A 25,303-nucleotide genomic window follows, 5' to 3' on the forward strand; every position below is an offset into this window, starting at 1 on the left:
GTATGAAAATTAAAAATAAAATATATTTATTCTCTACAGTATGGTTACTACTTATTTTATTAATTATTAATAGTTCAATATATTTTTTGTTTTATAAAGTGACTACGAACGGAGAGTTAGAACGATTGAAACGTGAGGCAATACATATCATTGATGGAATGAACGCAGATTCAGCAAAAGAAGTAGATGCAATAAGTCTATTGCAACCATACTTACCTTCAAACGGTATGATTAGAATTATTAATGAAAATTCAAAGGTAATGATTAGGCAAGAAGTAGATAGTACAAAATCAATTCCGGCATTAAATACGAAATTTGAAAGAAAAGAATCCGCTGGAATTTATGAGAAGAACGAGGGTGAATTTGCTTATATAAAAATACCAATCATTTGGAATGATGGGAAAATCGTTTCGTTAGAAATAACAGAACGTTTAGATAGTTTGCAAGAGAATTTAAATATGTTAAAAAATGTATTAGTTATTGCATCACTTTTCGTTTTAATTCCATCTTTTTTTGCGGGAAGAATGTTAAGTAAACTCATTTTAAAACCTGTAAATTCTTTAATACAAACAATGGAGCATATACAAGATAGAGGGATATTCAAAAAAATACCGCTTGAGAATAAATCAAAAGATGAATTGCACATAATGGGAACGACATTTAATAAAATGATTGATTTATTACATCAGAACTTTGAAAAGCAACAACAGTTCGTTTCAGATGCTTCGCATGAATTAAGAACACCGTTAACAGTTATTGAAAGTTATGCGAAATTATTAAAAAGATGGGGAATGAAAAAACAAGATGTTTTAGAAGAATCTGTAGAGGCGATATACTCTGAGGCAGTAAGAATGAAAGGCATGACAAATCAAATGTTACTGCTTGCCAACAGTAGTGCAGAGTGGAAGTTGGAAACGAAAGAATCAGATTTAGTTCGATTATGTAAGATGACTGCGGAACAACTAGAAAAAACATATAATCGAGATTTTCGTGTTATTACAGAGGAAGAAAAGATTATTGTAAATATTGACGAACAAAAAATAAAACAAGTATTAGTAGTTTTATTAGATAACGCAATGAAATACAGTAAAGATTCAATCGATATGATAGTAGGAATACAAAAAGAAAAAGTCTTTTTTTCTATTCAAGATTACGGTATGGGAATTCCTAAGGAAGATATACAGAAAGTGTTTGATCGTTTCTTTCGAGTTGATAAAGCGAGGAGCAGGGAAACAGGGGGTACTGGTTTAGGTTTATCGATTGCCAAACAAATTATTGATGCTCATGAAGGAGATATACAACTTGAAAGTGAAGAAGGAAAATGGACGAAAGTTACAGTAAATTTACCTCATTTTTTATAAAGGGATAGGAGCTTTATAAATGAAAAAGAAATGGAAAATTGCATTGTTCGTTTGCTTTGCGGTTGTAAGTGTAGCGTTTGTATCACAACGTATTGTTTCAAAGCAAGGAGAAAGAATATTATCTGAGAAGCAAATTCAAAGTATTGTATCTGAACAGTATCCTGGGAAAATTAAAAGTATGAAATTAGTAAATAAAGGGGAACAAGATTTTTATAGGGTAAATCTTTCAAATGAACAAGGTTTATATGAAATAATAGTAGATGCCAAAAATGGAGAGGTAAAACGTGCAAAAGAAATAGCATTAAAAAGTAATACAATAACGAAAGAGAAAGCAGAAGAAATGGCGCTACAGGAAGTACAAGGTGTAATTAAACATACTATATTAGAAAAGAGAAATGAGATAGAAGTGTTCGTAATTACGGTAGAAACAAATGATAAGAAAAGTAAGGTAGTTGAGATTGAAAAAACAACTGGTAAAATTCAATTGTCAGAAAAACCGATGACAAAAATTACAGAAGAGCAGGCAAAAGAAATTGCAGTGCAGCAAGTGCCAGGGAATGTAAAGGGAATTAGGCTTGAGCAAAAAAATGAAAAAAATATATATGTAATAGAAATAGAGAAAAGTGCAAGTGAAAATGTAATCGTAGAAATTGAAGAAACTACAGGCGCTTTAATTGGTAGTTCACAAATACCAAAAGTTATAACAGAAGAACAGGCGAAAGAAGTTGCGTTACAAAAAATACAAGGTGGATTTATTGAGAAGGTAAGTATAATTGATATAAATGGTACGGCTACTTACCAAATTATTATAAAAAAACAAACTGAAACTGTTGATGTAAGAGTACATACAATAACAGGAGAAATTTTATCAACTACAGCAGTAAATAACGCTATTCAGCAAAAGGAGCCATCTCAACAACAAGATGACGATGATCAAGAAGAAGGCAATGATAATCAAGATGATGATGACGAAGGATAATCACAAAAATAAACGGATTCTCATCAAATTTTAATGTTTCTCACAGTTTTTTTTCATTTTAACATTTTAGTATGTAAGTAAGAAATGAAGAGGGGGAACATGGAATGAAATTATGGATTGGAATCGTGATGGTGCTTTTCATTGCTGGAGGGACAGCATATGGTGTAAATGCAATGGAACATGAAGAAATACGATATAAAGAGAGAGAAGAAAAAAGTTACGAAAGTAAAGAGTTTAGTCCAGAAATAGCTAAGCAAATTGCAGTTGAAAAGGTAAATGGAGTTGTAGAGGAAATTGATGTAGAACGTATGGATGATAAGGGTGTATATGAAATAGAGGTAGAAACAAACGAAGATGAGGAAGAAATATATATTAAGAAGAAAAACGGGAATATTATAGCGGAAAAGGAATTTGAATTTATTAAAAATGAAGATGAAGATGATGACCAAGGTGAAGACGATATGGAGTATGATGATCTAGATGATTAATAACATCGCCCTATTGTACAAAATTACAACAGAACATTCTTTTCGAAAAAAATCAATATACCCCTTGACAGTTACAAATATAACCGATATACTTCATATTAATTTCAAAAGAAAATATATTCTAAATATTACAATGTGTTGAATAGGAGTAGTAAGGTCATGTATTTGTACAGAGAGCTATGGGTTGGTGTGACATAGTCAAATGACATCCTGAACTCGCCTAGGAGCAGTAAGGTGGAACGGAATTACATTCTTAGTAAATCTTAACGGTTAACCTTCGATATTAGGTTTGTAATCAAACGATTACTACTAAGGTGGATTCATAATGGAATCAATAAGGGTGGTACCGCGTTAAGTAAATGGCTTAGCGTCTCTTTATATAGAGATGCTAGGCCATTTTTTTATTATATGGAAGAAGAAATGGAGGGTTTATTTGAATAGGTTTATAAAATTTATTTATTTATATAAAAAGATTTAATTAGGAGGAAAATGAGATGAAACAGACGGAGCAATGGACTTCGAAATTAGGTTTTATAATGGCGGCAGCCGGATCAGCAATTGGACTTGGTGCGATATGGAAGTTCCCTTATATCGCTGGGAAGAGTGGGGGAGGAGCGTTCTTTTTAATATTTATATTATTTACTGTTTTAATTGGACTACCGCTACTTATAGCTGAATTTATGATTGGACGCAGTACGCAGAAACAAGCAGTTGGAGCATTTAAAAGCATCGCACCAAATACAGGATGGCATTGGATTGGACGCCTTGGTGTTGGAACGTGTTTTATACTACTTTCATTTTATAGTGTTGTAGGTGGATGGGTATTAATTTATTTATTCAGAGGAATAACTGGTCAACTGATTACGCCAGGACAAAATTACGGCACATTATTTACTGAAACAATTGGGAATCCTGCTTGGGCTATTATGGGACATTTCGCTTTTATGTTCATTACGATATGGGTTGTATCAAAGGGTGTACAAAACGGAATTGAAAAAGCAAGTAAATATATGTTGCCAGCATTGTTCGTTTTATTTGTCGCTCTTATTATTCGTTCGTTAACACTTGATGATGCAATGAAAGGTGTGAAGTTTTTCTTACAACCAGATTTCTCAAAGATTACTTCGGAAAGTATTTTGTTCGCAATGGGGCAATCATTCTTTGCAATTAGTATCGGGATTTCAATTATGGTTACGTATAGTTCCTATTTAAATAAAAAAGAAAGTTTACCAAAATCAGCAATAACAATTGTTGGATTAAATTTATTTGTTTCATTATTTGCAGGTCTTGCTATTTTTCCAGCCGTATTTTCATTAGGAATGGAGCCAACAGAAGGACCTGGATTACTATTTATCGTATTACCATCTGTATTTAGTCAAATCCCATTCGGTGGATTTTTCTTAACAGTATTTCTTGCACTATTTACATTTGCGACATTAACATCAGCATTTTCTCTACTAGAAACTGTTGTTTCAGCATTAGCAAATGGTGAACAAGAAAAGAGAACGAAATTATCATGGCTGATCGGTTTCGGCATTTTCTTAGTAGGTATACCATCAGCGTTATCATTTGGAGTATGGAGTGATATTACGATTTTCGGAAAGAATATTTTTGATGCAGTAGACTTCTTATCTAGTAATATATTAATGCCACTTGGAGCACTATTTATTAGTATTTTCGTTTCATTCAAAATGGAGAAGAAGGTACTAGAAGCAGAGTTTTTTGTAGGTGGAAATTATGGAAAGAAAGTATTTACTTGTTGGGCATTTTTACTTCGATTTGTAGCACCACTTGCAATAATTATCGTCTTCTTAAATGTGATAGGAATTATTTAATATTAAATGTTATAATATTCAGTAAAAAAAGGGGTGGTGATCATAAAGGAAAATTTGATAGAAGCAGGGAAATACATGAATATTAGAGGGAAAAAGCTATACGTTGAAACACATGGAAATCCTAAAAATAAGCCAGTCTTATACTTGCATGGTGGACCAGGAGAAAGTTGTTATGATTTTTCATTTCATCAAGCGGAACGTTTAAAAGATTCTCTATATGTAATTATGATAGATCAAAGAGGTGTTTGTCGCTCAGAAGAAATTACTGAAGACGAAGCTTTTGGATTAAATGATTTGATTGAAGACTGTGAGAAATTAAAAAAAGTATTACAAATTGAGAAGTGGTCTATAATTGGACATTCTTTCGGTGGATATGTAGCATTGCTTTATGCGTCGATATATCCAAGTTCAATAGAGAAAATAATATTTGAAGGACCAACTTTTAATTTTGCATTAACAAGTAGGGCTTTGTTACAAAAAACAGGGCATTTATTAAAAAAGTATGGAAAAGAAGAAATAGCAAAAGAATGCTTTGCTTATTCATCTAGCGATGCTAGTTCAGAAGAGTTGTTAGAAGCTTATATAAGATTAAGCGCTGAATTAGAAGAAAAAAGAATGGAGATTTACAATAATAAGGAAGATAGGACAGATGAGAGTTTATACAGTGATGAAGAGTGGGAAATATTTTCAAATCGCTCCAAAATTCACTTTGATAGATTAAAATTAGAGGGAGCATGTCATACATCATTATTATCAAAAATAAAAGATGTACAAAATCTAATGTTATTAATAGTAGGAAAACATGATGTAGTAACGTGTGAAGAACAAATTAAAACATTTAATAAAGATGCCCGAAACGGCAAGTATATCGTATTTGAAGAGAGCGGTCATTCACCTCATTATGAGGAAGCAGATAGATTTGCAGAAACAGTCATACATTTTTTGAAATGAAGAAAAGGGTGCTTCTATAAATGAGAGGCACCCTTTCTAAATTTCTGGATATGTGATTGTGATGCTAGGCCACTTACTTTCCCAATTCTTTTTTATAACTCTGTTTTTGTATATATGTAATCGTTCTTTCGATTTAAGAAAATGAGCTGTTGGTTTCACTTGTAAGGAAAGGACATCTTCAATACCACATGGGGCTGTTAAGATAACGTTGTTTAGTTCATCAAGTGTAACTCCTAAAGCCGTTGCTGTTTCAGGGAATTTAGATATAGCATTAACAGAAGAAGAATATGGTGACATATTATTCACTACATGCATACGAGCTTGATTTTTTACAGACCAAGGGATAGTAGCATCAATATTCATTAATTTCGTTTCTAATGATTGTTCGTATATCTCATCTTGATGTAGACTATTATAATAAATTACATCAACATCAGGCATAGCCGTTTTAGCTTCATAGTCATGTAAAGTATCCCAAATTTTAGAACGAACAAATCCGGCACAAATCCACCAATCAGGTAGCTCTAGTGATTTTGCCATTTGTAATACATTCATCATCCATTCGTCGTTTTCTATTAAGCGAATGATATCTTGTTCTGTTTGTATAGTCATTTGTTATCTCACCTGCTTTTTTTTAGAGAGTAAATTTAATTCATAAGCTTTATAATCCATGTAATCCAGTAAGCACCTGGTATGAATAACAGTTGAGCAAGTAATGTACCAAAAAGTCTAGAAATCATTAGCCAAGCATACATTTTACTCATTGCTTCAGCACCTTCTTCTGATTGAAGAGCTCGCTCTGTTAAAAGAGCAATACGTGGATCTAGTAGCACTGTTAATAAAATAGTAGCAAAACCATTAATAAGACCAGAAGCTGTAGTGGCTTTTGTTGCGAAAGCTGGAATTAAAAAAGAAGCATATAGTGCGGAAAGAACTCCCGCTGTATAAATTGCAGTAGCGAACATGTTAATAAGCATTATACGCTTTGGAATACCGCCGATACGCAGTCTATGAATCATTTCTAACTTTGGAAAGCGGACATATTTTTTTGTGTACTTTAATTTTTGAATGTTATTCGTTTTCATCATTCGAATGAAAGAACCGTCTGTTTCAAAGTTTTGAATGACATATCCAAATAGTTTTGTCAAAGTTGGATACAGTATAATCGCAAGCAATGTACCGATAGAAGCAGATAATAGTACAAGACGTATAATATGCTCTAAATCAATAGAAGGATCTAGTTTTGCTTCGTCCACAATCCCGCCAAGTAAAAAGGCTTGTAGTAAGTTTGACGTTCTTGAAATGAGTAATACGATTCCTACGACGGATAATGCGACAGCAATCTTCTTTAAACGAACCCCCGCTAATCGAATACTATAAGAGCTTGTTTCAACTGCGTGGATTACAATTGTGAAAGCCATTATAAAAATTAACGTAATTGACATTTGTTTCACCAGTTTCTATTAAAATAATTGTAACTTTTTTACTTTATCATATCTATCGTATTTTGTAACTGAAAGTATGTGACATATGGAAATTGATTTTTCGAAAAAATAGATAATGATAGTATAATAGGGAGAAGTGGAAGAGATGTTAGCAGTTATTTATACAGCAAATTAAGTGGAGGAATGAAACATGTATAAAACATTTCTATTTGATTTAGATGGAACTTTAACGGATCCGAAAGAAGGAATTGTAAATTCGGTTTTGTATGCGTTAAAAAAAGTAGGAATTGAAGAAGTACATATAAGTGAGTTAGATTCATTTATAGGTCCTCCTATTCAGCAATCATTCGTAGAGAGATATAATATGAGTGAAGGAGAGGTTGAACGTGCAGTTTTTTACTTCCGTGAGTATTTAAAGCAGCGTGGATTGTTTGAAAATAATGTATACGAGGGGATTCTGAAGCTCTTGCAACAATTAAAAAGTTCAGGGAATCGCATATTTGTAGCAACTTCAAAGCCCACTGTATTTGCGAAACAAGTTATAGAGCATTTTCAATTAACGAATTATTTCGAAGACATCATTGGAAGTAATTTAGATGGTACGAGAATAAAAAAAGAAGAAATAATTGCTCATATTTTACAAAAAAATGAAGAACTAAATAAAGAAGAAATGATAATGATTGGTGATAGAAAGCACGATATAATAGGTGCAAATCAGAATGGAATTGCTTCAATTGGTGTTTTATATGGCTATGGCTGTGAGAAAGAACTGACTGAAGTTAGTGCGACCTACATAGTGAAAGATGTTGAAGAACTGTATCATTTTTGTGTAGAGAAAAATTTAATACAGCAGTAAATATAGATTCTAGCAATCCCTTTATAACGTATGACGATGAATTCGTTTCTGTTTAAAGGGATTTTTCATATGTAATCGAATAATTATAATTAGACATTTTTAGCATAAAAATTTGTATGAATAAGAGGAGGGATGTCAGAATTAAAAGGTTAGTAGAAATTTATCAATAAAATTTAGAATATTCTGTTTAATGGAGGGGTAAAATTGGGGTTAGTTATTATATTATTAGCACTAAGTTTACTTATGTTCGTAGCATACAGAGGTTTTTCTGTTATTTTATTCGCACCGATATTTGCATTATTTGCAGTATTTTTGACAGAACCTAGTTATGTATTACCTTTCTTTTCTAATATCTTTATGGAGAAAATGGTTGGATTTATAAAATTATATTTTCCTGTGTTTTTATTAGGAGCAATATTTGGAAAAGTAGTGGAAATGTCAGGAATTGCAGATTCTATCGCAAAAACAATTATTGAGTTAGTTGGTGAAAAACGTACTATATTAGCGATTGTATTAATGGGGGCTATTTTAACGTATAGTGGTGTTAGTGTGTATGTAGTAGTGTTTGCTGTTTATCCGTTCGCAGCTAAGTTGTTTCGACAAGCTAATATTCCAAAGCGTTTAATCCCTGGAACGATTGTTCTTGGAGCAGTAACGTTTACAATGGATGCGTTACCTGGATCACCACAAATTCAAAATGTAATACCTACAACATTTTTTAAAACGGATATTTATGCTGCACCGATACTTGGGATTGTAGGAGCAATTTTTGTTCTTACAGTAGGTTTACTATATTTAGAGAGTAGACGTAAGAAGGCAAAAGCGGCAGGTGAAGGATACTTTGGTTTTAATGATGGAAATACTGAAATGGCAGCATCTTTGCAAGTAGAACAAAAAAATATGCCATTAACTAATAACATTGAAATCACAAGAGCACAACAACTTATTGCATTTATACCACTTATTTTAGTAGGTGTAATGAATAAAGTGTTTACTATTATGATACCGAAGTGGTATCCAAGCGGTTTTGATTTTTCTGCAATTGGTATGAAAGCATTTGGAAAAGTAGAATTAAGTGCAGTAGTAGGAATTTGGTCTGTAGAATTGGCACTTATTATAGGGATCTTAACAACGTTATTATTATATTGGAAGCGAGTAGTAACAGGTTTCCAAGCTGGATTGAATACAAGTATTGGTGGAGCGCTACTTGCAACGATGAATACAGGAGCTGAGTTTGGATTCGGTGGTGTCATTGCAGCACTTCCAGGTTTCGCAATTATGAGAGATGGCATCTCTGCTACTTTCACAAATCCGTTAGTGAATGGTGCAGTAACGACGAATATTTTAGCTGGAATTACAGGCTCGGCATCAGGAGGAATGGGAATAGTATTAAGTGCAATGGGAGATAAATTTATTGCAGCGGCCAATCAATTTGATATTCCATTAGAAGTTATGCACCGTATCGTATCAATGGCATCAGGAGGAATGGATACACTACCACATAACGGGGCTATTATTACTATTCTTACAGTAACAGGATTAACACATAAACAGTCATATAAAGATATATTTGCTATTACAATTTTGAAAACGGTTGCTGTATTTTTAGTTATCGCATTCTATACTTTAACAGGACTCTATTAAAAAATTTGAATCGTAAAGATTCATCAAATCGATAATTTATGTTATAAAATATTAATTAGGATAAGAAGGGGTGGGGGACTTGCAAGAGGTTTCTGAGTTTCGTATGCCAAAGTCGGTATTATATGGAAGGAATTCGCTTGAAAAACTGGGAGAACAATCAAAAAAGTTAGGGAAAAGAGCTTTTATAGTTACTGATACAATTATGGAGAAATTAGGATATGTTGAAAAGTGTATGCAACAACTAAATAAGAAAGGTATTACTGTTAGTACATATAATAAAGTGGATGCTGAGCCTACAAATATACACGTATTAGAAGCGTTATCTCTTTGTAAAGAGGAAAAGTGCGATTTTATTATCGGTATTGGTGGTGGAAGTTGTATTGATGCTGCGAAAGCGGTAGCGGTTTTATATACAAATGGTGGAGAAGTTGAGGATTATGTCCAAAAGGATATTAAAATAGAAAACAATCCACTACCACTTATTGCAATTCCAACAACTTCTGGTACTGGATCGGAAGTTACAAGTGTAGCAGTAATTACGAATAAAAAAACAGATGTAAAAATGATGATGAAGCATCCTAGTTTTATACCGAAAGTAGCAATTATAGATCCAGTTTTGACAAGTTCGTTACCCCCACAAATTACGGCAGCAACAGGAATAGATGCGTTATGTCATGCGATTGAAGCTTATATTTCTAAATTTTCACAACCACTTACAGATGTACTTGCTCTTTCAGCTATTGAAAGTATTATGAAATATTTACGTATAGCATATGAAGATGGACGTAATATGGAGGCAAGAGAAGCGATGATGATTGCTTCTTTACAAGCTGGAATTGCATTTTCTAATGCATCAGTTACATTAGTTCATGGAATGTCAAGGCCAGTGGGAGCATTATTTCATGTACCGCATGGAATATCAAATGCCATACTATTACCTACAGTGTTAGAGTTTACAAAAACAAGTGCAATGAAAAGGTTAGCAAAAATTGGACGTAGTTTAAATAAGGATTTGTATTCGAATTCTGATGAGGAAGTAGCAGACTACACACTTGGTGAAATAAAAAAACTTTGCTTTGATCTTCGTATTCCAAATTTAAAAGAATACGGAATCGATGAAATTGAATTTGAAAATGCTATTTCTAAAATGGCATCAGATGCAATTGAAAGTGGTAGCCCAGCTAATAACCCACGTGTTCCATCATATGATGAAATCAAAGAGCTGTATCGAGAGTGTTTTAATTATAAGTATAAAGAATTTATAAAAACATCAGATTATTAATTTCAGAATATTCTATAAAAATTTCCTTGGAAATGAAAGTAGAATTATTCTTTATTATTTCCATATTTCCGTTAAAACAAGACTTTATATTCCAAACTTAAAGTCTTGTTTTATTATGTATAATATACACAATAAAACGTTGTTATTAGTTTTATAAAAATAGTTTAGGTAGGTGTTTATATGAAAACGATAGGTCTTATAGGTGGCATGAGTTGGGAATCAACTTCTGAATATTATCGAATTATTAATGAAGAAATAAAAGAGAGATTAGGAGGGCTACATTCAGCAAAATGTTTGATTAATAGTGTGGATTTTGAAGAGATTGAACGATGTCAGTCTAGCGGAGATTGGGATGGTGCTGGAGAAATTCTAGGAAATGCGGCATATTCATTACAAAAGGGAGGAGCAGACTTTATAATCATTTGTACAAATACAATGCATAAGGTAGTTGAAAAAATAAAGGAAAAAATTGATATTCCAGTCTTACATATTGCTGATGCAACTGCAAAAGAAATTAAAAGAAAAGACATTCAAAAGGTTGGTCTGCTTGGAACTAAATATACAATGGAGCAAGATTTCTATAAGTCACGTATTGAAGAGCATGATATAAAAGTAATAGTACCATCAGGAACAAATAGAGAAAAAGTAAACGAAGTAATATATACAGAATTATGTTTAGGAAAAATAGTAGTTCAATCTAGAGAGTATTATAAAAGGGTTATAGAAGAATTAGTACAAGAAGGAGCACAAGGAATTATATTAGGTTGTACGGAAATAGGTTTATTAATAAAGCAAGAAAACGTATCAGTCCCGATATTTGATACGACCCATATACATGCAATTGAAGCAGTCAAGGTAGCTTTAGATAAATAGATTATAATTATATTATGTAAACTTAATTCGTATATCTGGAAAACATTCAGAAAATACTTTATAATGTAAGTGGTTACATTTGGGGGGGAATGCGTATGTTTTCAGTTCAACCAATCGCATTTGTACATAATGAAAGAAAGGAAATAAAAGATGATGAGTGGGGAGAAGTAAGATCCCGTATAACTTTAACTGAAATGTATGCAGAAAAAAGTATACAAGGGATTGAAGATTTTTCTCATATTGAAGTTGTTTTTTATTTTCATAAAGTAACTGACGAGCAAATTCAGTATTTTGCTAGACATCCTAGAAATAATAAGGATTATCCTGAAGTAGGTATTTTTGCACAGCGCGGGAAAAATCGTCCGAATCGCATAGGTGTAACAATTGTAAAGGTGATTAAAAGAGAAGGTAAATCAATTATTGTTGAGGGATTAGATGCTATTGATGGCACTCCTATATTGGATATAAAACCAATAATGAAAGAGTTTATGCCGACAGAAGAAATACACCAGCCTAAATGGGCAACGGATATAATGAGACAGTATTGGAAGGGGAATGTAGTAAAATGAGAATATATGAAGCAACAATTGCAGATTTAGATGGACTGGCATCAGTTTTTAATAACTATCGCATGTTTTATAGACAAGATTCTGATTTAGAAGGGGCAAAAGTATTTTTACGAAATCGAATTGAGAGAAAAGAGTCTGTTATTTTCGTAGCAGTTGAAGACGACGAATATATTGGATTCACGCAACTATATCCATCATTTTCTTCCATTTCAATGAAAGAATTATGGATTTTAAATGATTTATTTGTACAAGCGGCGAAGCGTGGAGCCGGAACAGGTAAAAAATTATTAGAAGCTGCTAAAGAATACGCATTAGAAAATGGAGCAAAAGGTGTAAAATTGCAAACAGAGATTGATAATTTATCAGCACAACGATTATACGCTGAAAATGGCTATTTGAGAGATAATCGTTATTTCCATTACGAATTAACGTTTTAAAAAATTAAGTTGAAAGAGGCATTTTCAAGAAAAAGAATTTCTTTGTAATGAGAAATTCTTTTTTATTTTTGCCTAAATTAAAAAACATGACAAAAATAAAACGATATTTATTTATTGTTAAACAATAAATGTTGTGATAAAATTATGTTGCCATTAAATAAGTGAGGTATTGTAAATGAATCTTAAACGAAGTTCAACAATGTTCTTAAAAGTAATTATTTTTCTTGCTGGAATTTCAGTGCTTGCTTTATGCATATTTTTAGTGCCGGAAATGGCGGATTTCACAGCGAATTTGTATCCTAACATTGCTCCGATAAAATATCTTGTTTTCATTGTAATGTATGGAGCAGCTGTGCCTTTTTACGTTGCTCTTTATCAGGCTTTCAATCTTTTACAGTACATTGATGAGAACACAGCGTTCTCGGAATTATCAGTAAAGGCGTTAAAGAATATAAAGTGCTGTGCAATTACAATCAGTGGTTTGTATGTATTAAGTTTGCCACTTTTTCATTTTATAGCGAAAAAAATGGATCCTCCTATTGGGTTAGTGGGACTCATTATCGTTTTTGCTTCGCTCGTTATCGCCGTTTTTGCTGCTATCCTCCAACGACTTCTACAAGAGGCAATTCACATAAAATCAGAAAATGATTTGACGGTTTGAGGTGGCGGATATGACAATCATTATTAATATTGACGTCATGTTAGCAAAACGAAAAATGAGTGTAACGGAGCTTTCAGAGAAGGTTGGAATTACGATGGCGAATCTTTCTATTTTGAAAAATGCGAAAGCAAAAGCGGTTCGTTTTTCAACATTAGAAGCGATATGTAAAGCTTTGGAGTGTCAGCCAGGGGATATTTTGGAGTATAAAAACGATGAGAATACTCAATAAAAACAGATAACAAATGTAAATAATAGAAGTCAATAAAGAAGGGATAGCCACTAAGCTATTCCTTCTTTACGTTAATTGCTGTTACTAATAAAAAATATAATTTGAATTGCAATGTTTGCGTATCAAAAGGGAACTTGCTACCTTTTGAGGTGATCCGTTTTGTGGAATACAATTATTTGCCAAAAGGCTATTTTAACTATGTTTTAAATTATTTCGGGTGAATCAAAATTTTCATTTGTATTATAGTTGATTTAAAACCCAGTTTGTTGCATCTTCAAAGTTATCTGCAATGTAGTTTGGTTCAATATGTGCCCATTTGTCTCGGTACGTATGCAAAGCATCATACCCAGCGCCTGTTCGGACTAGAATCGTAGTCGCATTTACTTTTGCTCCTGCAACAATATCAGTCCAACGATCACCAACTACAGCACATTGTGTTAAATTAAGTCCATGTTTTTTTGCTGCTTTAAGCAGCATGCCTGTACTTGGTTTACGGCATTCACAACCATCACCGTGTTTATGAGGACATACATAAATATCATCAAAACCGAAGCCTTCTAATTCTTGTACAAAATCGGCTACAGTTGCTATTCCATCTGCGATACCGGGTTGATTTGTGAAAGAGAAAATTTTTATATTTTTAGCTTTTAGTTTTTGCAAGGATGTTTTTGTGAATGGAAATAATGTAAAAGATCCTGGATAATGTATTGTAGTGTCACCACCAATTGTACCGTCACGATCAATGAAAATTGCTTTAATGTTTGTCATAGTTATAGTCCCTTCACTTTATAAAGTAGTTTAAAAATATTTTACAAATCGGTAGCCATTTACTTCATAACCTAATTTTTTGTAAAAAGGATGAGCTTCTACTCTTTTTGTTCCACTAACTAGCCATGTGCCAATGCAATTATGTTTCTTTGCTAATTGCTCGGCATAATCCATCAAAACTTGTCCAATGCCTTTCCGTCGTATGTTAGAATCAACGCTAATAATTGAAATCTCTCCATAACGTGTTACATCTTCTAAATTTTCACGTATACGAAATCCAAGTAATCCAAATATAGCTTCTTCTTCCTCGTAAACATATAAAAAATCAAACGGACTCATTTGTACGAATTGTAGGCGGTTGTTCATATCTTCATAGGAAATAGAGGAACCTTTTAATTCTTTCGTTAAAGAACAAAGTGCGTCTATATCATCTATCATTGCTTCACGAATTTGAAAAGACATATTATCAACTCCAATAAAATGTAATCAAACATTTAATATTCTGTTAAAAAATGTTTTTTCCTGCTATGAAAATAAATATTTTATAATGATATATAGATAGTTATATGTTATTCTTTTCCTTGATTGTATTGGAAATGGAAAGAAGGGGAATGCATGTTAAAAGTAAATATCCGCTCAGCTGGATATGAAATAGGCGAAAAAACAATTCATGATATAGTTTTTTCTATCGAAAAAGGTGAACTAGTTGCTCTTATTGGAGCAAATGGTGCTGGGAAAAGTACGACGATTAAAACGATACTCGGATTACTTGTAAATATGGACGGTGAAATATCATTCGGTGAAAAGAAAAATCCGTATGCATACGTACCAGAACATCCAACATACTATGATTACTTGACGCTCTGGGAACATATTGAATTATTAATGGCAGCTCGTGGAAGTGAAATGGGAAGTTGGGAAGAACGAGCGGAACAATTATTACATACTTTTCGAATGAATAAGCATAAACATGAGTATTTATCAAAGTTTTCAAAAGGCATGAAACAAAAGTCTATGCTAATATTGGCGTTTTTAACTGAGCCAGATTTTTATATCATTGACGAACCTTTTATCGGTTTAGATCCAGTAGCTACGAAAGAGTTTTTAAATTATTTATATAAAGAAAAAGAGCGCGGGGCAGGAATTTTACTTTGTACGCACGTATTAGATACTGCTGAAAAAATTTGTGAAAGATTTTTACTCATTTCACAAGGTACATTAGTCGCAGATGGACATTTAGAATCTATTCAAATATTAGCGGAAATGCCGGGTAGTTCATTATTAGACTGCTTTGATGTAATTGTAAGGCGTGAACAACATGATTGAACAACAATTTTATAAGAGATTACGCCATGAACTCCAGCGGAAATGGAAGTCTATACGTTCGGTAACAGATTGGACAGTCGCATTATATATTATTATTCCAGCACTTATATTTATGGGAATCTATTATCGATCGCTATGGATAAATGAATTATCAACGGAAGAGACGATTTATTTCGGATTAGGATTACTCGCATTTTATCTAGTAACATATCCAAGAGGAGTTCGTTCATTTTTTGAGCAAGCGGATAGTTTATTTTTAATTTCGTATGCAACACATATGCGAAAATTAGTCCAGTATGGCATGATGTACACATTTGTTCGAATAGCGATAACGAATATAATAGTAGTCGTTATTATGTTACCAGTGTTGATGAAAAGTATCGAAGTAACAGAGATACAAGTCCTATTATTTTGGGTATTCTTTACTATATTTCGATTTATGTTGTCGTTGTTAACGAGATTTGTTCATGTACATGTGGGGAAACGATGGGTTTTATGGATTGTAAAAAATGTAGTATTTTCTATGAGCGTGTCCTTTTTTGGAATTAGTTTATTTTTTATTTATAAAAATCCGTTGTATTCAATTCTATTTATCGGTCTAGTAATTTTCTTAAGTAGTGTATTAGTAAAAGAGAAAATGAATTATAAAAAGTTCTTTTTTAAAGAAATCGAGAAAGAAAAGGAGGAAAGCATGCGCTGGACGAGCGGAATTATGCAAGTTGGTGGTCATGCGGCTAAACCGAGTAGTTCGAATAAAAAACCGTGGATGTTTCCGCGCTCTAAAAGACTTTTAGGGAAAAAAGCTGATTCTCGTATTGTCGAATCTTTTTTGAAAGAATTTTTCCGTACAAGTACTGCACGAATATTTTATATTCAAATTGTATGTATCAGTACTGCAAGTATAATTATGACTCCAAGGTGGATTGCAGCTATTGTTCTCGTATTTGCTGTAGTTGCAATTTCTCGCTATGCACGTGATTATTGGAATGAATTTACGAATAAGATGTTTCTTCGTTTATATTGTGATGAAGGGAAATTACTATTGTTAAGATGGAAGGCAGATCGTTATTTACTACTACCAGCAATACTTTTATATGGAATAGTTATACTTTCACAGTTTTATTTATTGCCAGCTGTGGTAGGCAGCGTTGTTTTTATTTTATTAATTGTATGGATTGTATTTGTACCATTAAAAAAGAGCCAGTGACGGCTCTTTTTCTAGTCTGTAACACATTGATAAATAAAATATACTAAAACGAGTATACTTGCGGCGGAATACATGACATCTAAAGTCATCTGATCGCCTCCTTATTGTTGTTGTATTTTTATTGTATGAAATCTTACAATTTCATATTCAAGTGAAAAATATGTGAACGTTAACAAAATTGTAAAGTGCAAAAATTACAATCATTTTGTATAATAGAAGAAACCACCGTTATATAAAAAATAATGAGTGAAAGGGGAGGGAACATAAATGCCAAATTGGTTTAGAAAAACCTTAGTCGCATTAATTACCGTGTTTACATTTGGTTTAGTGACGCCTCCTTCCATATTACTTGATAATGCCAAAGCTGCGGACAAGCCTACGAGCACAGCTGGGCAACAAAGTTTGGAGAGCACGTCCTATACATATGAAGAAACGAATGACAGGTTAACCACCGATACTTTTATTACTTATGCAATGCAAGAAGCAGAGAAGCAGTCGATGCAAAAGTTTGGTACTAAAATTGGTCCAGTAATTGAAGATGAGTTTAAAGATGTAATATTACCGAAAATTGAAGAGGCAATTGCTGAGCTTGCTAGTGATGTACCAGAAGATTCACTACAATCATTAGCGATTTCTCAAAAACCAGCTGGTGGAAATAATGAGAAGATTTTTCACGTCTACGATACGAAATCTGGAAATGATTTATTGCGTTTCCATGTAAGAAGAGATCATCCACCGCAAGATGGTTATTATTTTAATTTCCATTACCACCGTTTTGATGATGGATACTCTGGACATCATGAGTTAGGAAATATTTATTGGAATACGAATGTACCACCGAAATGGTTGTCTTAAAAAGAACAAGAGAAAATCTTGTTCTTTTTTATTTTTATAGAAGGGGCAGACAACTATGTTGTTGAATAACATAGGTTTAGAAAAAAGAAGCAAAGGGAGTATGGGAATGCAAAAATATATTGTTTTTGACTTTGATGGCACATTAGTAGATTCACAAAATATATTTGTACCGATTTATAATCAACTTGCTGAAAAACATGGGTATAAAGCAGTAAAGGAAGACGAAATTGAACATTTACGTAAATTAACGATGCCAGAGAGATGTAAACAACTTAATGTACCACTGTATAAACTACCGATATTAGCGTTGGAATTTTATAAATTATATCAGCCTGCTATAAAAAATCTCGTTTTGTTCCATGGGATGAAAGAAGTATTAGATGAACTACATAAAAAAGGCTACGGAATTGCAGTCATATCATCGAACTCAGAAGAGCATATTCGGGCGTTTTTACACAAGAATGGTATCGAAAATATTCAAGAAGTGTATTGTTCTAAAAATTTGTTTGGTAAAGATAAAATGATAAAAAGATTTTTGAAATCAAAAAAAATAACAGAGAAAGATATGTTATATGTCGGTGATGAACAGCGAGACGTAGCAGCGTGTAAAAAGGCTGGAGTGAACGTAATTTGGGTATCTTGGGGATATGATGTTATTGAAACAGTGAAAAAAGATGCACCAGATTACATGGTTCATAAGCCGATGGAAATTGTGCAAGTAGTACAAGGAGCGTATTCTTAATATGAATACACAGCGAGCAGGCATTCATCATATTGAATTTTGGGTAGCAAATTTAGAGGAATCCATTTCTTTTTATAATAAGTTGTTTTCCATAATTGGGTGGAGAAAGTTAAATGAAATAGCATATAGCACAGGAGAAAGTGAAATATACTTTAAAGAAGTAGATGAGGAAATTGTAAGGACGTTAGGGCCTAGACATATTTGTTATCAAGCTATTCATAGAGAAGTAGTTGAGGAAGTAGCAGATTTTCTTTCTAGTACGAAAGTGAAGGTAATACGTGGTCCAATTGAAATGAATCATTATTCGGAAGGTTACTATACGATTGATTTTTACGATCCGAATGGATTTATTGTAGAAGTTGCCTATACACCAAATGCAGAAATGTAAGGGGAATAGATATGAAGATAATTACAGCATGGCAAAACAATATACAAATAGTAAAAAATGCAGTGGATATTAAAGAAATTTCTAAAGGTTTTTCACCTGATAAGAAATATATAATTACGAGTGCGAATAATGATAAATATTTATTGCGGACAGGCGATATAAAAGAGTATGAAAGAAAGAAAATAGAGTTTCAAATTTTAAATGAAATGCAAAATCGTAGTGTGCAAGCACAAAAACCAATTGAAATAGGTTTGTTGGCAGAAGAAGGTTTATGCTATGGCATCTTTTCGTATTTAGAAGGGGAAGATGCGAAGAAGTTATTGCCTACGTATTCACCAAAAGAACAATATGATATTGGTATAGAGGCAGGGAAAGATTTAGCAAAAATGCATACATATGAAGCTCCTAATAATATACTTCCATGGTATGAAAGAGCAATGAAAAAACATAGTAAATATTTAGAGGCATATAAAACATGTGGAATAAACATAAAAAATGATGATAAAATCATAAAGTTTATTGAAGAAAATGAAATATATTTAAAGAACCGCCCAAATCGATTTCAACACGATGATTTTCACTTAGAAAATATAATTGTACGGGATGGAAAATATGTAGGTGTTGTTGATTTTAATGGCTACGATTGGGGCGATCCACTTCATGATTTTGTGAAAATTGCACTGTTTGCAAGGGACATTAGTATTCCGTATTCAATCGGACAAATAGAAGGATACTTTAATAGAAAAATACCAGAGGAATTCTGGAAATTATACACGGTGTACGTTGGTATGACAGTTTTCTCCTCAGTTGTCTGGACATTACGAGCAGCGCCGCATATGTTAGATGATATGTTAGAGCGCCTTACTATAGTTTTAGAGGATCATAATAACTTTGAGTTATCGAAGCCAATTTGGTTTCAATCAGATAAGATTGATATGAAATAGAAAAGGTAGGTGTGATTCGCACCTACCTTTATTTTTTACCATCAAAATACTTATTTAATTTTCTTAAATGTAAGCGGCTGAGTACTTAATGTAGCTGGTACATGTAACTGAAGGGATGGGAATTCACCACTTACATTCATTTCATAAGCGAATAATAAGCTCATTTTCATTTGGAATAAGTCAACTTTTGCAGAGAAGATGTCGTAATGATGATGCCCTAATTGAATATCCATTTCCATAAATTGTACATATAACGAATCATCTCGTTTGTATACTTGTAATGTTCCGTATGCAGGATGTTCAAAAGTACCAGTATAATCCTCTAACTTGTGCGAAGGTGTAGTCCCTTTAATTTGTTCAGGGAGGGATTCAGTTGCTTCTTTCATCATTTCCTTCATTTTTTTAGTATCTTCTACAGCACGTTTATGCCAATCAATGGATTCTAATTCAAGTAGTTCGTCATAAATTTGATTAGCGAGATAAGTAGGAAGTAATGTTCCTCCAGCATTCGTTAAAATGACAAGGCCTATGTTTTCTGTTGGTATGAATGAAACAAGTGCTGAAAATCCATCGATATTACCGCCATGATGAATCACTTTTTTACCACGATAAGCGCTAATAAACCAACCAAGACCGTAACTATTTAATGGAGATTCAGGGAGTGATAAAACCGGTTGGTCTGGAATTGAATTGTGTGGTGTATACATTTGTTGTAATAATTCAGAGGAGATTAATTCATGATCTCCAAATTTTCCTTCATTTAAGTGGAGAAGTACCCAATTTGCCATATCTTCAATTGTGGAATTAATACACCCAGCAGCGCCAACTGTATCGATGTTACGGAATGGAACTGCTTTTATTTCACCGTCATTTTCAATGTAAGGTAAAGCGTAATCATCTGTAGTTTGTGAATCGTTAACAGAGAAGTTTGTATGTCTCATATTTAAAGGTTCTAAAATATGTTCTGTAGTGTATTGCTCCCACGTTTGATTTGTAATGTTTTCGACAATGTAGCTAATTGTTGCATACATTAAATTGTTATATAGAAATGCAGTTCGGAACGGTGCATCAAGTGGTAAATGTTTTATTTTTTCAACGAGATCTTTTCGAGATAAGGAAGAACTGTACCAAAGAGCCTCATGACGACTCACTCCAGTTCGATGAGAAGCTAAATCCCGTCCTGTAACTTGTGAGCTAGCAAGTAGTTCAGATAAAGTAAAGTTAGGTATATAAGACTGGATAGGGGTATCCCAATTAAACTTTTTTTGCTGTGCTAACAAGCTTAATGAAAGTGTGCCAAATGCTTTCGTTGAGGAACCGATTGCGAATCGAGTATTCGGTGTAACAGCCTCTTTTGTTTCTATATTACGATAGCCGAAACCTTCTGAAATAATAACTTCACCGTCTTTTATAACAGCGACAGCAGCACCAGGAACATTTAAATCCTTCATCATTTTTTCAGCCGTTGTTTGTAAAGAAGTCATAACAGGCGTTTCAATTTTAGACATACTTCTAACCTCCAAATATAAATTTTGTTCTACCGCACTATACTTTCGGTAATAGAAAATGAAAACCTTTTTATATTTGGAAAGTTAATAATTTTGTAAGAATTAGCGCAAGAAATTTTATTAATTAGGATTATTAAATTTATCATTTTTCATGTTATGATAAATTGCATATACGATTGAAAGAAGGTTTTCCTACATATGAAACATGCTGAAAATGAATACTTAAATTTATGCCGCCATGTAATGGAACATGGTACGAAGAAAGAAGACCGTACAGGGACAGGCACTGTATCTGTATTTGGATATCAAATGCGTTTTGATCTAAGTAAAGGTTTTCCTTTATTAACAACAAAGAGAGTACCGTTTCGCCTTGTAGCAAGTGAACTGCTTTGGTTTATGAAAGGTGATACAAATATTCGCTATTTATTGCAGCATAATAATAACATTTGGAATGAATGGGCTTTTAAGAGCTGGGTAGAAAGTGATGAGTATACTGGTCCTGACATGACTGATTTTGGTCTTCGCTCACAACAAGATGAAGAATTTAAAGTACAGTACGACGAGCAAATGGAATTGTTTAAAAAGAACGTTTTAGAAGATGATGAGTTCTCAAATAAATATGGTTATTTAGGAGACGTTTACGGTAAACAGTGGCGTGCTTGGAAAACGACAGCTGGTGAGACACTTGATCAATTAAAAGATGTAATTGAAATGATTAAAAAAACACCAGACTCACGTCGTTTAATCGTTTCTGCCTGGAATCCAGAAGATGTACCAAGTATGGCCTTACCGCCTTGTCATACGCTATTCCAGTTTTATGTAGCAGATGGAAAGCTTTCTTGTCAGTTATATCAAAGAAGTGGTGACATATTCCTTGGAATTCCATTTAACATTGCAAGTTACTCACTACTAACACATTTAATTGCACATGAATGCGGACTTGAAGTGGGAGAATTTGTTCATACAATTGGTGATGCACACATTTATACAAATCATTTTGAACAAGTAGAAAAGCAATTGGCACGTGAACCACGTCCATTCCCGAAACTTACATTAAATCCAGATGTGAAATCTGTTTTCGATTTTGAAATGGAAGATTTAACGATTGAAGGATACGATCCGCATCCAGCAATTAAAGCACCGGTTGCAGTATAATTGTAGAGGAGATGAAAAAATGATTGTTTCATTTATGGTCGCTATGGACGAAAATAGAGTAATTGGTAAAGATAATAATTTACCTTGGCGTTTACCGAGTGAATTACAATACGTGAAGAAAACAACGATGGGTCACCCGCTTATTATGGGAAGAAAGAACTATGAAGCGATTGGTAGACCACTGCCTGGAAGACGTAATATTATTGTAACTCGTAATGAAGGGTATCATGTTGAAGGCTGTGAAGTTGTTCATTCTGTAGAAGAAGTGTTTGAACTATGTAAAAATGAAGAAGAGATTTTTATTTTTGGTGGAGCGCAAATTTACGATCTCTTTTTACCTTATGTAGACAAGTTATATATAACAAAAATCCATCATGCATTTGAAGGAGATACATTCTTCCCAGAAATAGATATGACAAATTGGAAAGAGATTTTTGTAGAAAAAGGTTTAACGGATGAAAAAAACCCGTATACGTATTATTACCATGTATATGAGAAACAACAATAATAAAAAAGATTGATGTGAGAATTCGCATCAATCTTTTTATTTATATTCACCAATATAAGTTTATAGATGAGATTCGATAGTGCTATAATGATAGGTAGCATGTAAAAATGCTAAAATTTTCAAAAGTACTAATATAGAAAGAGGAGGAGAATCGATTGAGAAAGATATGGGGGATTCTTTTTCTTTGCTTAACATTCATGTTAGTTGGATGTGGTAAAGAAGAAAAACCACAAGAAGCGTTTGATACATATGTAAAAGCGTGGAATAAACAAAAATTTGCAGATATGTATGATCAACTATCAAAAAATGCAAAAAAAGATATTTCAAAGAAAGAGTTTACTGAGAAATATGAAAAAATTTATTCTGGTATCGAAGTGAAAGACTTAAAGGTAGAAACAGGGGAAGTAAAAGAAGATAAAAAAGATGAAGGTCCTGTTCCTTTTAAAGTAAGCATGGATACAGTTGGTGGTAAAATTACATTTGGTCATGAAGCAAAAATGGTGAAAGAAAAAGATGGAGATAAAGAATCTTGGAAAATAGATTGGACTCCTGATTTTATTTTCCCAGGCATGACGAAAGATAGTAAAGTGCGTATGCAGACAACACAGCCAAAACGTGGTGAAATATACGATCGTAATGGAAAAGGTCTTGCAACAAATGGGAAAGCTTCTGAAATCGGATTGATTCCTGAAAAGTTAGGCGATACTGCTCCGCAAACGAAAGAAACAGTAGCGAAGTTGTTAAATATGTCTGTAGAAGAAATTGATCAAAAATTAGCTGCTAAATGGGTAAAACCAGGGTATCTCGTACCAATTGGAATTTTGCCTGAAGGGGCAACACAAAATACGTACATTGATTTACCAGGTGTTTCGACAAAACCTGTAAATGTTCGTACATATCCGTTAGGGGAAGCGGCAGCTCATCTGACTGGTTATATTGGAAAGGTAAATGCTGAAGATTTAAAAACGCTACAAAAGAAAGGCTATCAAGCTGATGACCCAGTTGGTAAAGCTGGTTTAGAGCAAGTATTAGAGGAAAAGCTACGCGGTAAAAAAGGTGGCCGTGTCTTTGTAGAAGATGCGCAAGGAAAAGAAATTAAAAACTTGGCAAAAACAGATGCTGTTGATGGAGAAAATGTAACTTTAACTATTGATAGTGTTGTTCAAGAAAAAACGTATAATGAAATGAAGGGCGAAGCTGGTTCAAGTGCAGCAATTAATCCGAAAAGTGGAGAAACAATTGCACTAGTAAGTAGTCCAGCATATGATCCTAATATAATTGCACGAGGGACATCGAAGGCACAACGCGAAGCTTGGAATAATGATCCGAAAAAACCAATGACAAATCGCTTTACACAATTGTCGGTACCAGGTTCTGTATTTAAACCTATTACAGCTGCAATTGGTCTTGAAACGAAAACAATTGATCCAAAAGAAGAGTTGAAAATTGAAGGATTAAAATGGACAAAAGATTCTTCTTGGGGTAATTACTATGTAACGCGTGTGAAAGATGCAAATCCGATTGATCTTGATAAGGCGATGAAATACTCGGATAATATTTACTTCGCACAAGAAGCTTTGAAAATCGGAAAAGACAAGTTTATGAGTGAAGCAAAAAAATTCGGATTCGATGAGAAACTACCAATTGAATATGGATTCCCTGCTTCTAAAATTGCAAATGACGGCATTAAAAATGATATTCAAATGGCAGATACGGGATATGGACAAGGACAAGTATTAATGACTCCTCTTCATTTAGCTTTAACGTATGCGCCAATTGTAAATGATGGAACGATTCCGTCACCGTATATTATTAAAACAGATAAACAACCAAAAGCTTGGAAAGAAAATGTAATTTCTAAAGGAAATCAGGATATATTAAAAACTGCAATGACGAAAGTAATTAATGATCCAGATGGTACAGGGAAAATTGCTAAAATTGATGGTATGACTCTTGCTGGAAAAACAGGTACAGCGGAATTAAAAGTATCAAAAGAGGCCGAAGGAAAAGAACTAGGTTGGTTCGCTGCATTTGATTTAAATTCGCCAGATATGGTCATTACAATGATGATTGAAGATGTAAAAGGTAGAGGCGGAAGTAATATTCCAGCTGAAAAAGTAAAACATGTATTTCAAAAATAATATGTAATAGAAGGCTATCTCTATAGGTTGTAGAGGTAGCCTTTTTATATGAAGGAGTTTGTAATATCTGTATACTAAATTTTAAGGAAACAAAGTAAATCATTAACTTACGAAAAAAAAGTAGCTATTTTTTATTGACATTGATTAAAAC

General features: G+C 33.2%; 27 protein-coding genes and 1 other annotated feature. Of the genes, 22 read left to right on the forward strand and 5 right to left on the reverse strand.

The features are described 5' to 3' along the window. Positions 1-2: 2 nt before the first annotated feature. The 5 genes from ACS2QP_RS05310 (at position 3) to ACS2QP_RS05330 (ending at position 5,614) form a co-directional block, all read left to right on the forward strand. Entirely contained in the window at positions 3-1,361 is a 1,359-nt protein-coding gene (locus ACS2QP_RS05310) for an ATP-binding protein (protein ID WP_438882191.1), read from the forward strand. A gap of 19 nt (positions 1,362-1,380) precedes the next feature. After that, entirely contained in the window at positions 1,381-2,340 is a 960-nt protein-coding gene (locus ACS2QP_RS05315; protein ID WP_000731146.1) for a PepSY domain-containing protein, read from the forward strand. A gap of 104 nt (positions 2,341-2,444) precedes the next feature. Next, complete coding sequence (locus ACS2QP_RS05320; protein WP_000780494.1) at positions 2,445-2,828, forward strand: PepSY domain-containing protein; 384 nt, start codon at positions 2,445-2,447, stop codon at positions 2,826-2,828. Positions 2,829-2,957: 129 nt separating this feature from the next. After that, positions 2,958-3,206: a binding site (T-box leader), on the forward strand. A 116-nt stretch (positions 3,207-3,322) separates the two neighbouring features. Further along, complete coding sequence (locus ACS2QP_RS05325; protein WP_000814537.1) at positions 3,323-4,663, forward strand: sodium-dependent transporter; 1,341 nt, start codon at positions 3,323-3,325, stop codon at positions 4,661-4,663. 75 nt (positions 4,664-4,738) lie between these two features. After that, positions 4,739-5,614 (forward strand): alpha/beta fold hydrolase, encoded by an 876-nt coding sequence (locus ACS2QP_RS05330; RefSeq protein WP_438882192.1) that lies wholly within the window; start codon positions 4,739-4,741, stop codon positions 5,612-5,614. Positions 5,615-5,650: 36 nt separating this feature from the next. Here ACS2QP_RS05330 and ACS2QP_RS05335 read toward each other — a convergent pair whose 3' ends face one another. After that, on the reverse strand, positions 5,651-6,226 hold the full coding sequence (locus ACS2QP_RS05335) for a nucleotidyltransferase family protein (protein WP_438882193.1): 576 nt from the start codon (positions 6,224-6,226) through the stop codon (positions 5,651-5,653). A gap of 35 nt (positions 6,227-6,261) precedes the next feature. Continuing rightward, a complete protein-coding gene (locus ACS2QP_RS05340) occupies positions 6,262-7,059 on the reverse strand; it encodes a lipid II flippase Amj family protein (protein ID WP_000028911.1) in 798 nt (265 codons plus the stop codon). Between the two features lie 190 nt (positions 7,060-7,249). Between ACS2QP_RS05340 and ACS2QP_RS05345 the strand changes: the two genes are divergently transcribed. The 8 genes from ACS2QP_RS05345 to ACS2QP_RS05380 all read left to right on the forward strand — a co-directional run bounded on the left by ACS2QP_RS05345 (position 7,250) and on the right by ACS2QP_RS05380 (position 13,610). After that, a complete protein-coding gene (locus ACS2QP_RS05345) occupies positions 7,250-7,915 on the forward strand; it encodes an HAD family hydrolase (protein WP_000278485.1) in 666 nt (221 codons plus the stop codon). 204 nt (positions 7,916-8,119) lie between these two features. Next, positions 8,120-9,559 carry a GntP family permease gene (locus tag ACS2QP_RS05350; RefSeq protein WP_438882194.1) on the forward strand — a complete coding sequence of 480 codons (1,440 nt, stop codon included), beginning with the start codon at positions 8,120-8,122 and terminating at the stop codon, positions 9,557-9,559. A gap of 79 nt (positions 9,560-9,638) precedes the next feature. After that, positions 9,639-10,841: an iron-containing alcohol dehydrogenase gene (locus ACS2QP_RS05355; RefSeq protein WP_065211744.1), complete on the forward strand. Its 1,203-nt coding sequence runs from the start codon at positions 9,639-9,641 to the stop codon at positions 10,839-10,841. Positions 10,842-11,021: 180 nt separating this feature from the next. Further along, positions 11,022-11,714 (forward strand): aspartate/glutamate racemase family protein, encoded by a 693-nt coding sequence (locus tag ACS2QP_RS05360; protein ID WP_000848563.1) that lies wholly within the window; start codon positions 11,022-11,024, stop codon positions 11,712-11,714. 95 nt (positions 11,715-11,809) lie between these two features. Then, positions 11,810-12,283, forward strand: coding sequence for an SAM-dependent methyltransferase (locus ACS2QP_RS05365; protein WP_000493258.1), 474 nt, complete (start codon positions 11,810-11,812; stop codon positions 12,281-12,283). Continuing rightward, a complete protein-coding gene (locus ACS2QP_RS05370; protein WP_001223868.1) occupies positions 12,280-12,720 on the forward strand; it encodes a GNAT family N-acetyltransferase in 441 nt (146 codons plus the stop codon). The genes ACS2QP_RS05365 and ACS2QP_RS05370 overlap by 4 nt, the downstream gene beginning before the upstream one ends. Positions 12,721-12,895: 175 nt before the next feature. Continuing rightward, positions 12,896-13,381, forward strand: a complete 486-nt coding sequence (locus ACS2QP_RS05375; RefSeq protein WP_001050140.1) for a DUF2975 domain-containing protein — start codon at positions 12,896-12,898, stop codon at positions 13,379-13,381. Positions 13,382-13,391: 10 nt separating this feature from the next. Next, positions 13,392-13,610 (forward strand): helix-turn-helix domain-containing protein, encoded by a 219-nt coding sequence (locus ACS2QP_RS05380; RefSeq protein ID WP_000152532.1) that lies wholly within the window; start codon positions 13,392-13,394, stop codon positions 13,608-13,610. A gap of 240 nt (positions 13,611-13,850) precedes the next feature. Here ACS2QP_RS05380 and ACS2QP_RS05385 read toward each other — a convergent pair whose 3' ends face one another. Both ACS2QP_RS05385 and ACS2QP_RS05390 read right to left on the reverse strand, forming a co-directional pair. Next, a complete protein-coding gene (locus tag ACS2QP_RS05385; RefSeq protein ID WP_000181785.1) occupies positions 13,851-14,378 on the reverse strand; it encodes an HAD-IIIA family hydrolase in 528 nt (175 codons plus the stop codon). Between the two features lie 30 nt (positions 14,379-14,408). After that, complete coding sequence (locus tag ACS2QP_RS05390) at positions 14,409-14,840, reverse strand: GNAT family N-acetyltransferase (RefSeq protein ID WP_016124523.1); 432 nt, start codon at positions 14,838-14,840, stop codon at positions 14,409-14,411. Between the two features lie 153 nt (positions 14,841-14,993). Between ACS2QP_RS05390 and ACS2QP_RS05395 the strand changes: the two genes are divergently transcribed. The 6 genes from ACS2QP_RS05395 (at position 14,994) to ACS2QP_RS05420 (ending at position 19,840) form a co-directional block, all read left to right on the forward strand. Next, the gene (locus tag ACS2QP_RS05395) at positions 14,994-15,704 is read left to right on the forward strand and encodes an ABC transporter ATP-binding protein (RefSeq protein WP_000921912.1); all 711 of its coding nucleotides are present in this window, start codon (positions 14,994-14,996) and stop codon (positions 15,702-15,704) included. After that, positions 15,697-16,911, forward strand: coding sequence for an ABC transporter permease (locus tag ACS2QP_RS05400; RefSeq protein WP_438882195.1), 1,215 nt, complete (start codon positions 15,697-15,699; stop codon positions 16,909-16,911). Before ACS2QP_RS05395 ends, ACS2QP_RS05400 begins: the two co-directional genes overlap by 8 nt. A 267-nt stretch (positions 16,912-17,178) precedes the next feature. After that, positions 17,179-17,766, forward strand: a complete 588-nt coding sequence (locus ACS2QP_RS05405) for a YpjP family protein (protein WP_001134421.1) — start codon at positions 17,179-17,181, stop codon at positions 17,764-17,766. Positions 17,767-17,872: 106 nt separating this feature from the next. Then, positions 17,873-18,508: an HAD family hydrolase gene (locus tag ACS2QP_RS05410; RefSeq protein ID WP_025687389.1), complete on the forward strand. Its 636-nt coding sequence runs from the start codon at positions 17,873-17,875 to the stop codon at positions 18,506-18,508. Position 18,509: 1 nt separating this feature from the next. Beyond that, on the forward strand, positions 18,510-18,896 hold the full coding sequence (locus ACS2QP_RS05415) for a VOC family protein (RefSeq protein ID WP_016124526.1): 387 nt from the start codon (positions 18,510-18,512) through the stop codon (positions 18,894-18,896). Between the two features lie 11 nt (positions 18,897-18,907). Then, the gene (locus ACS2QP_RS05420) at positions 18,908-19,840 is read left to right on the forward strand and encodes an aminoglycoside phosphotransferase family protein (RefSeq protein WP_000692086.1); all 933 of its coding nucleotides are present in this window, start codon (positions 18,908-18,910) and stop codon (positions 19,838-19,840) included. A 50-nt stretch (positions 19,841-19,890) separates the two neighbouring features. Here ACS2QP_RS05420 and ACS2QP_RS05425 read toward each other — a convergent pair whose 3' ends face one another. After that, on the reverse strand, positions 19,891-21,348 hold the full coding sequence (locus ACS2QP_RS05425) for a serine hydrolase (RefSeq protein WP_000034322.1): 1,458 nt from the start codon (positions 21,346-21,348) through the stop codon (positions 19,891-19,893). Between the two features lie 198 nt (positions 21,349-21,546). Between ACS2QP_RS05425 and ACS2QP_RS05430 the strand changes: the two genes are divergently transcribed. The 3 genes from ACS2QP_RS05430 to pbpC all read left to right on the forward strand — a co-directional run bounded on the left by ACS2QP_RS05430 (position 21,547) and on the right by pbpC (position 25,152). Further along, the gene (locus ACS2QP_RS05430) at positions 21,547-22,503 is read left to right on the forward strand and encodes a thymidylate synthase (protein ID WP_000679609.1); all 957 of its coding nucleotides are present in this window, start codon (positions 21,547-21,549) and stop codon (positions 22,501-22,503) included. Positions 22,504-22,522: 19 nt separating this feature from the next. After that, positions 22,523-23,011, forward strand: coding sequence for a dihydrofolate reductase (locus ACS2QP_RS05435; protein WP_000637205.1), 489 nt, complete (start codon positions 22,523-22,525; stop codon positions 23,009-23,011). Positions 23,012-23,166: 155 nt separating this feature from the next. Next, positions 23,167-25,152 (forward strand): penicillin-binding protein 3, encoded by a 1,986-nt coding sequence (gene pbpC / locus ACS2QP_RS05440; RefSeq protein WP_001227248.1) that lies wholly within the window; start codon positions 23,167-23,169, stop codon positions 25,150-25,152. Positions 25,153-25,303: the final 151 nt, after the last annotated feature.

This window comes from Bacillus cereus group sp. Bce019 (genome assembly GCF_051781745.1).
Classification (GTDB): domain Bacteria; phylum Bacillota; class Bacilli; order Bacillales; family Bacillaceae_G; genus Bacillus_A; species Bacillus_A cereus.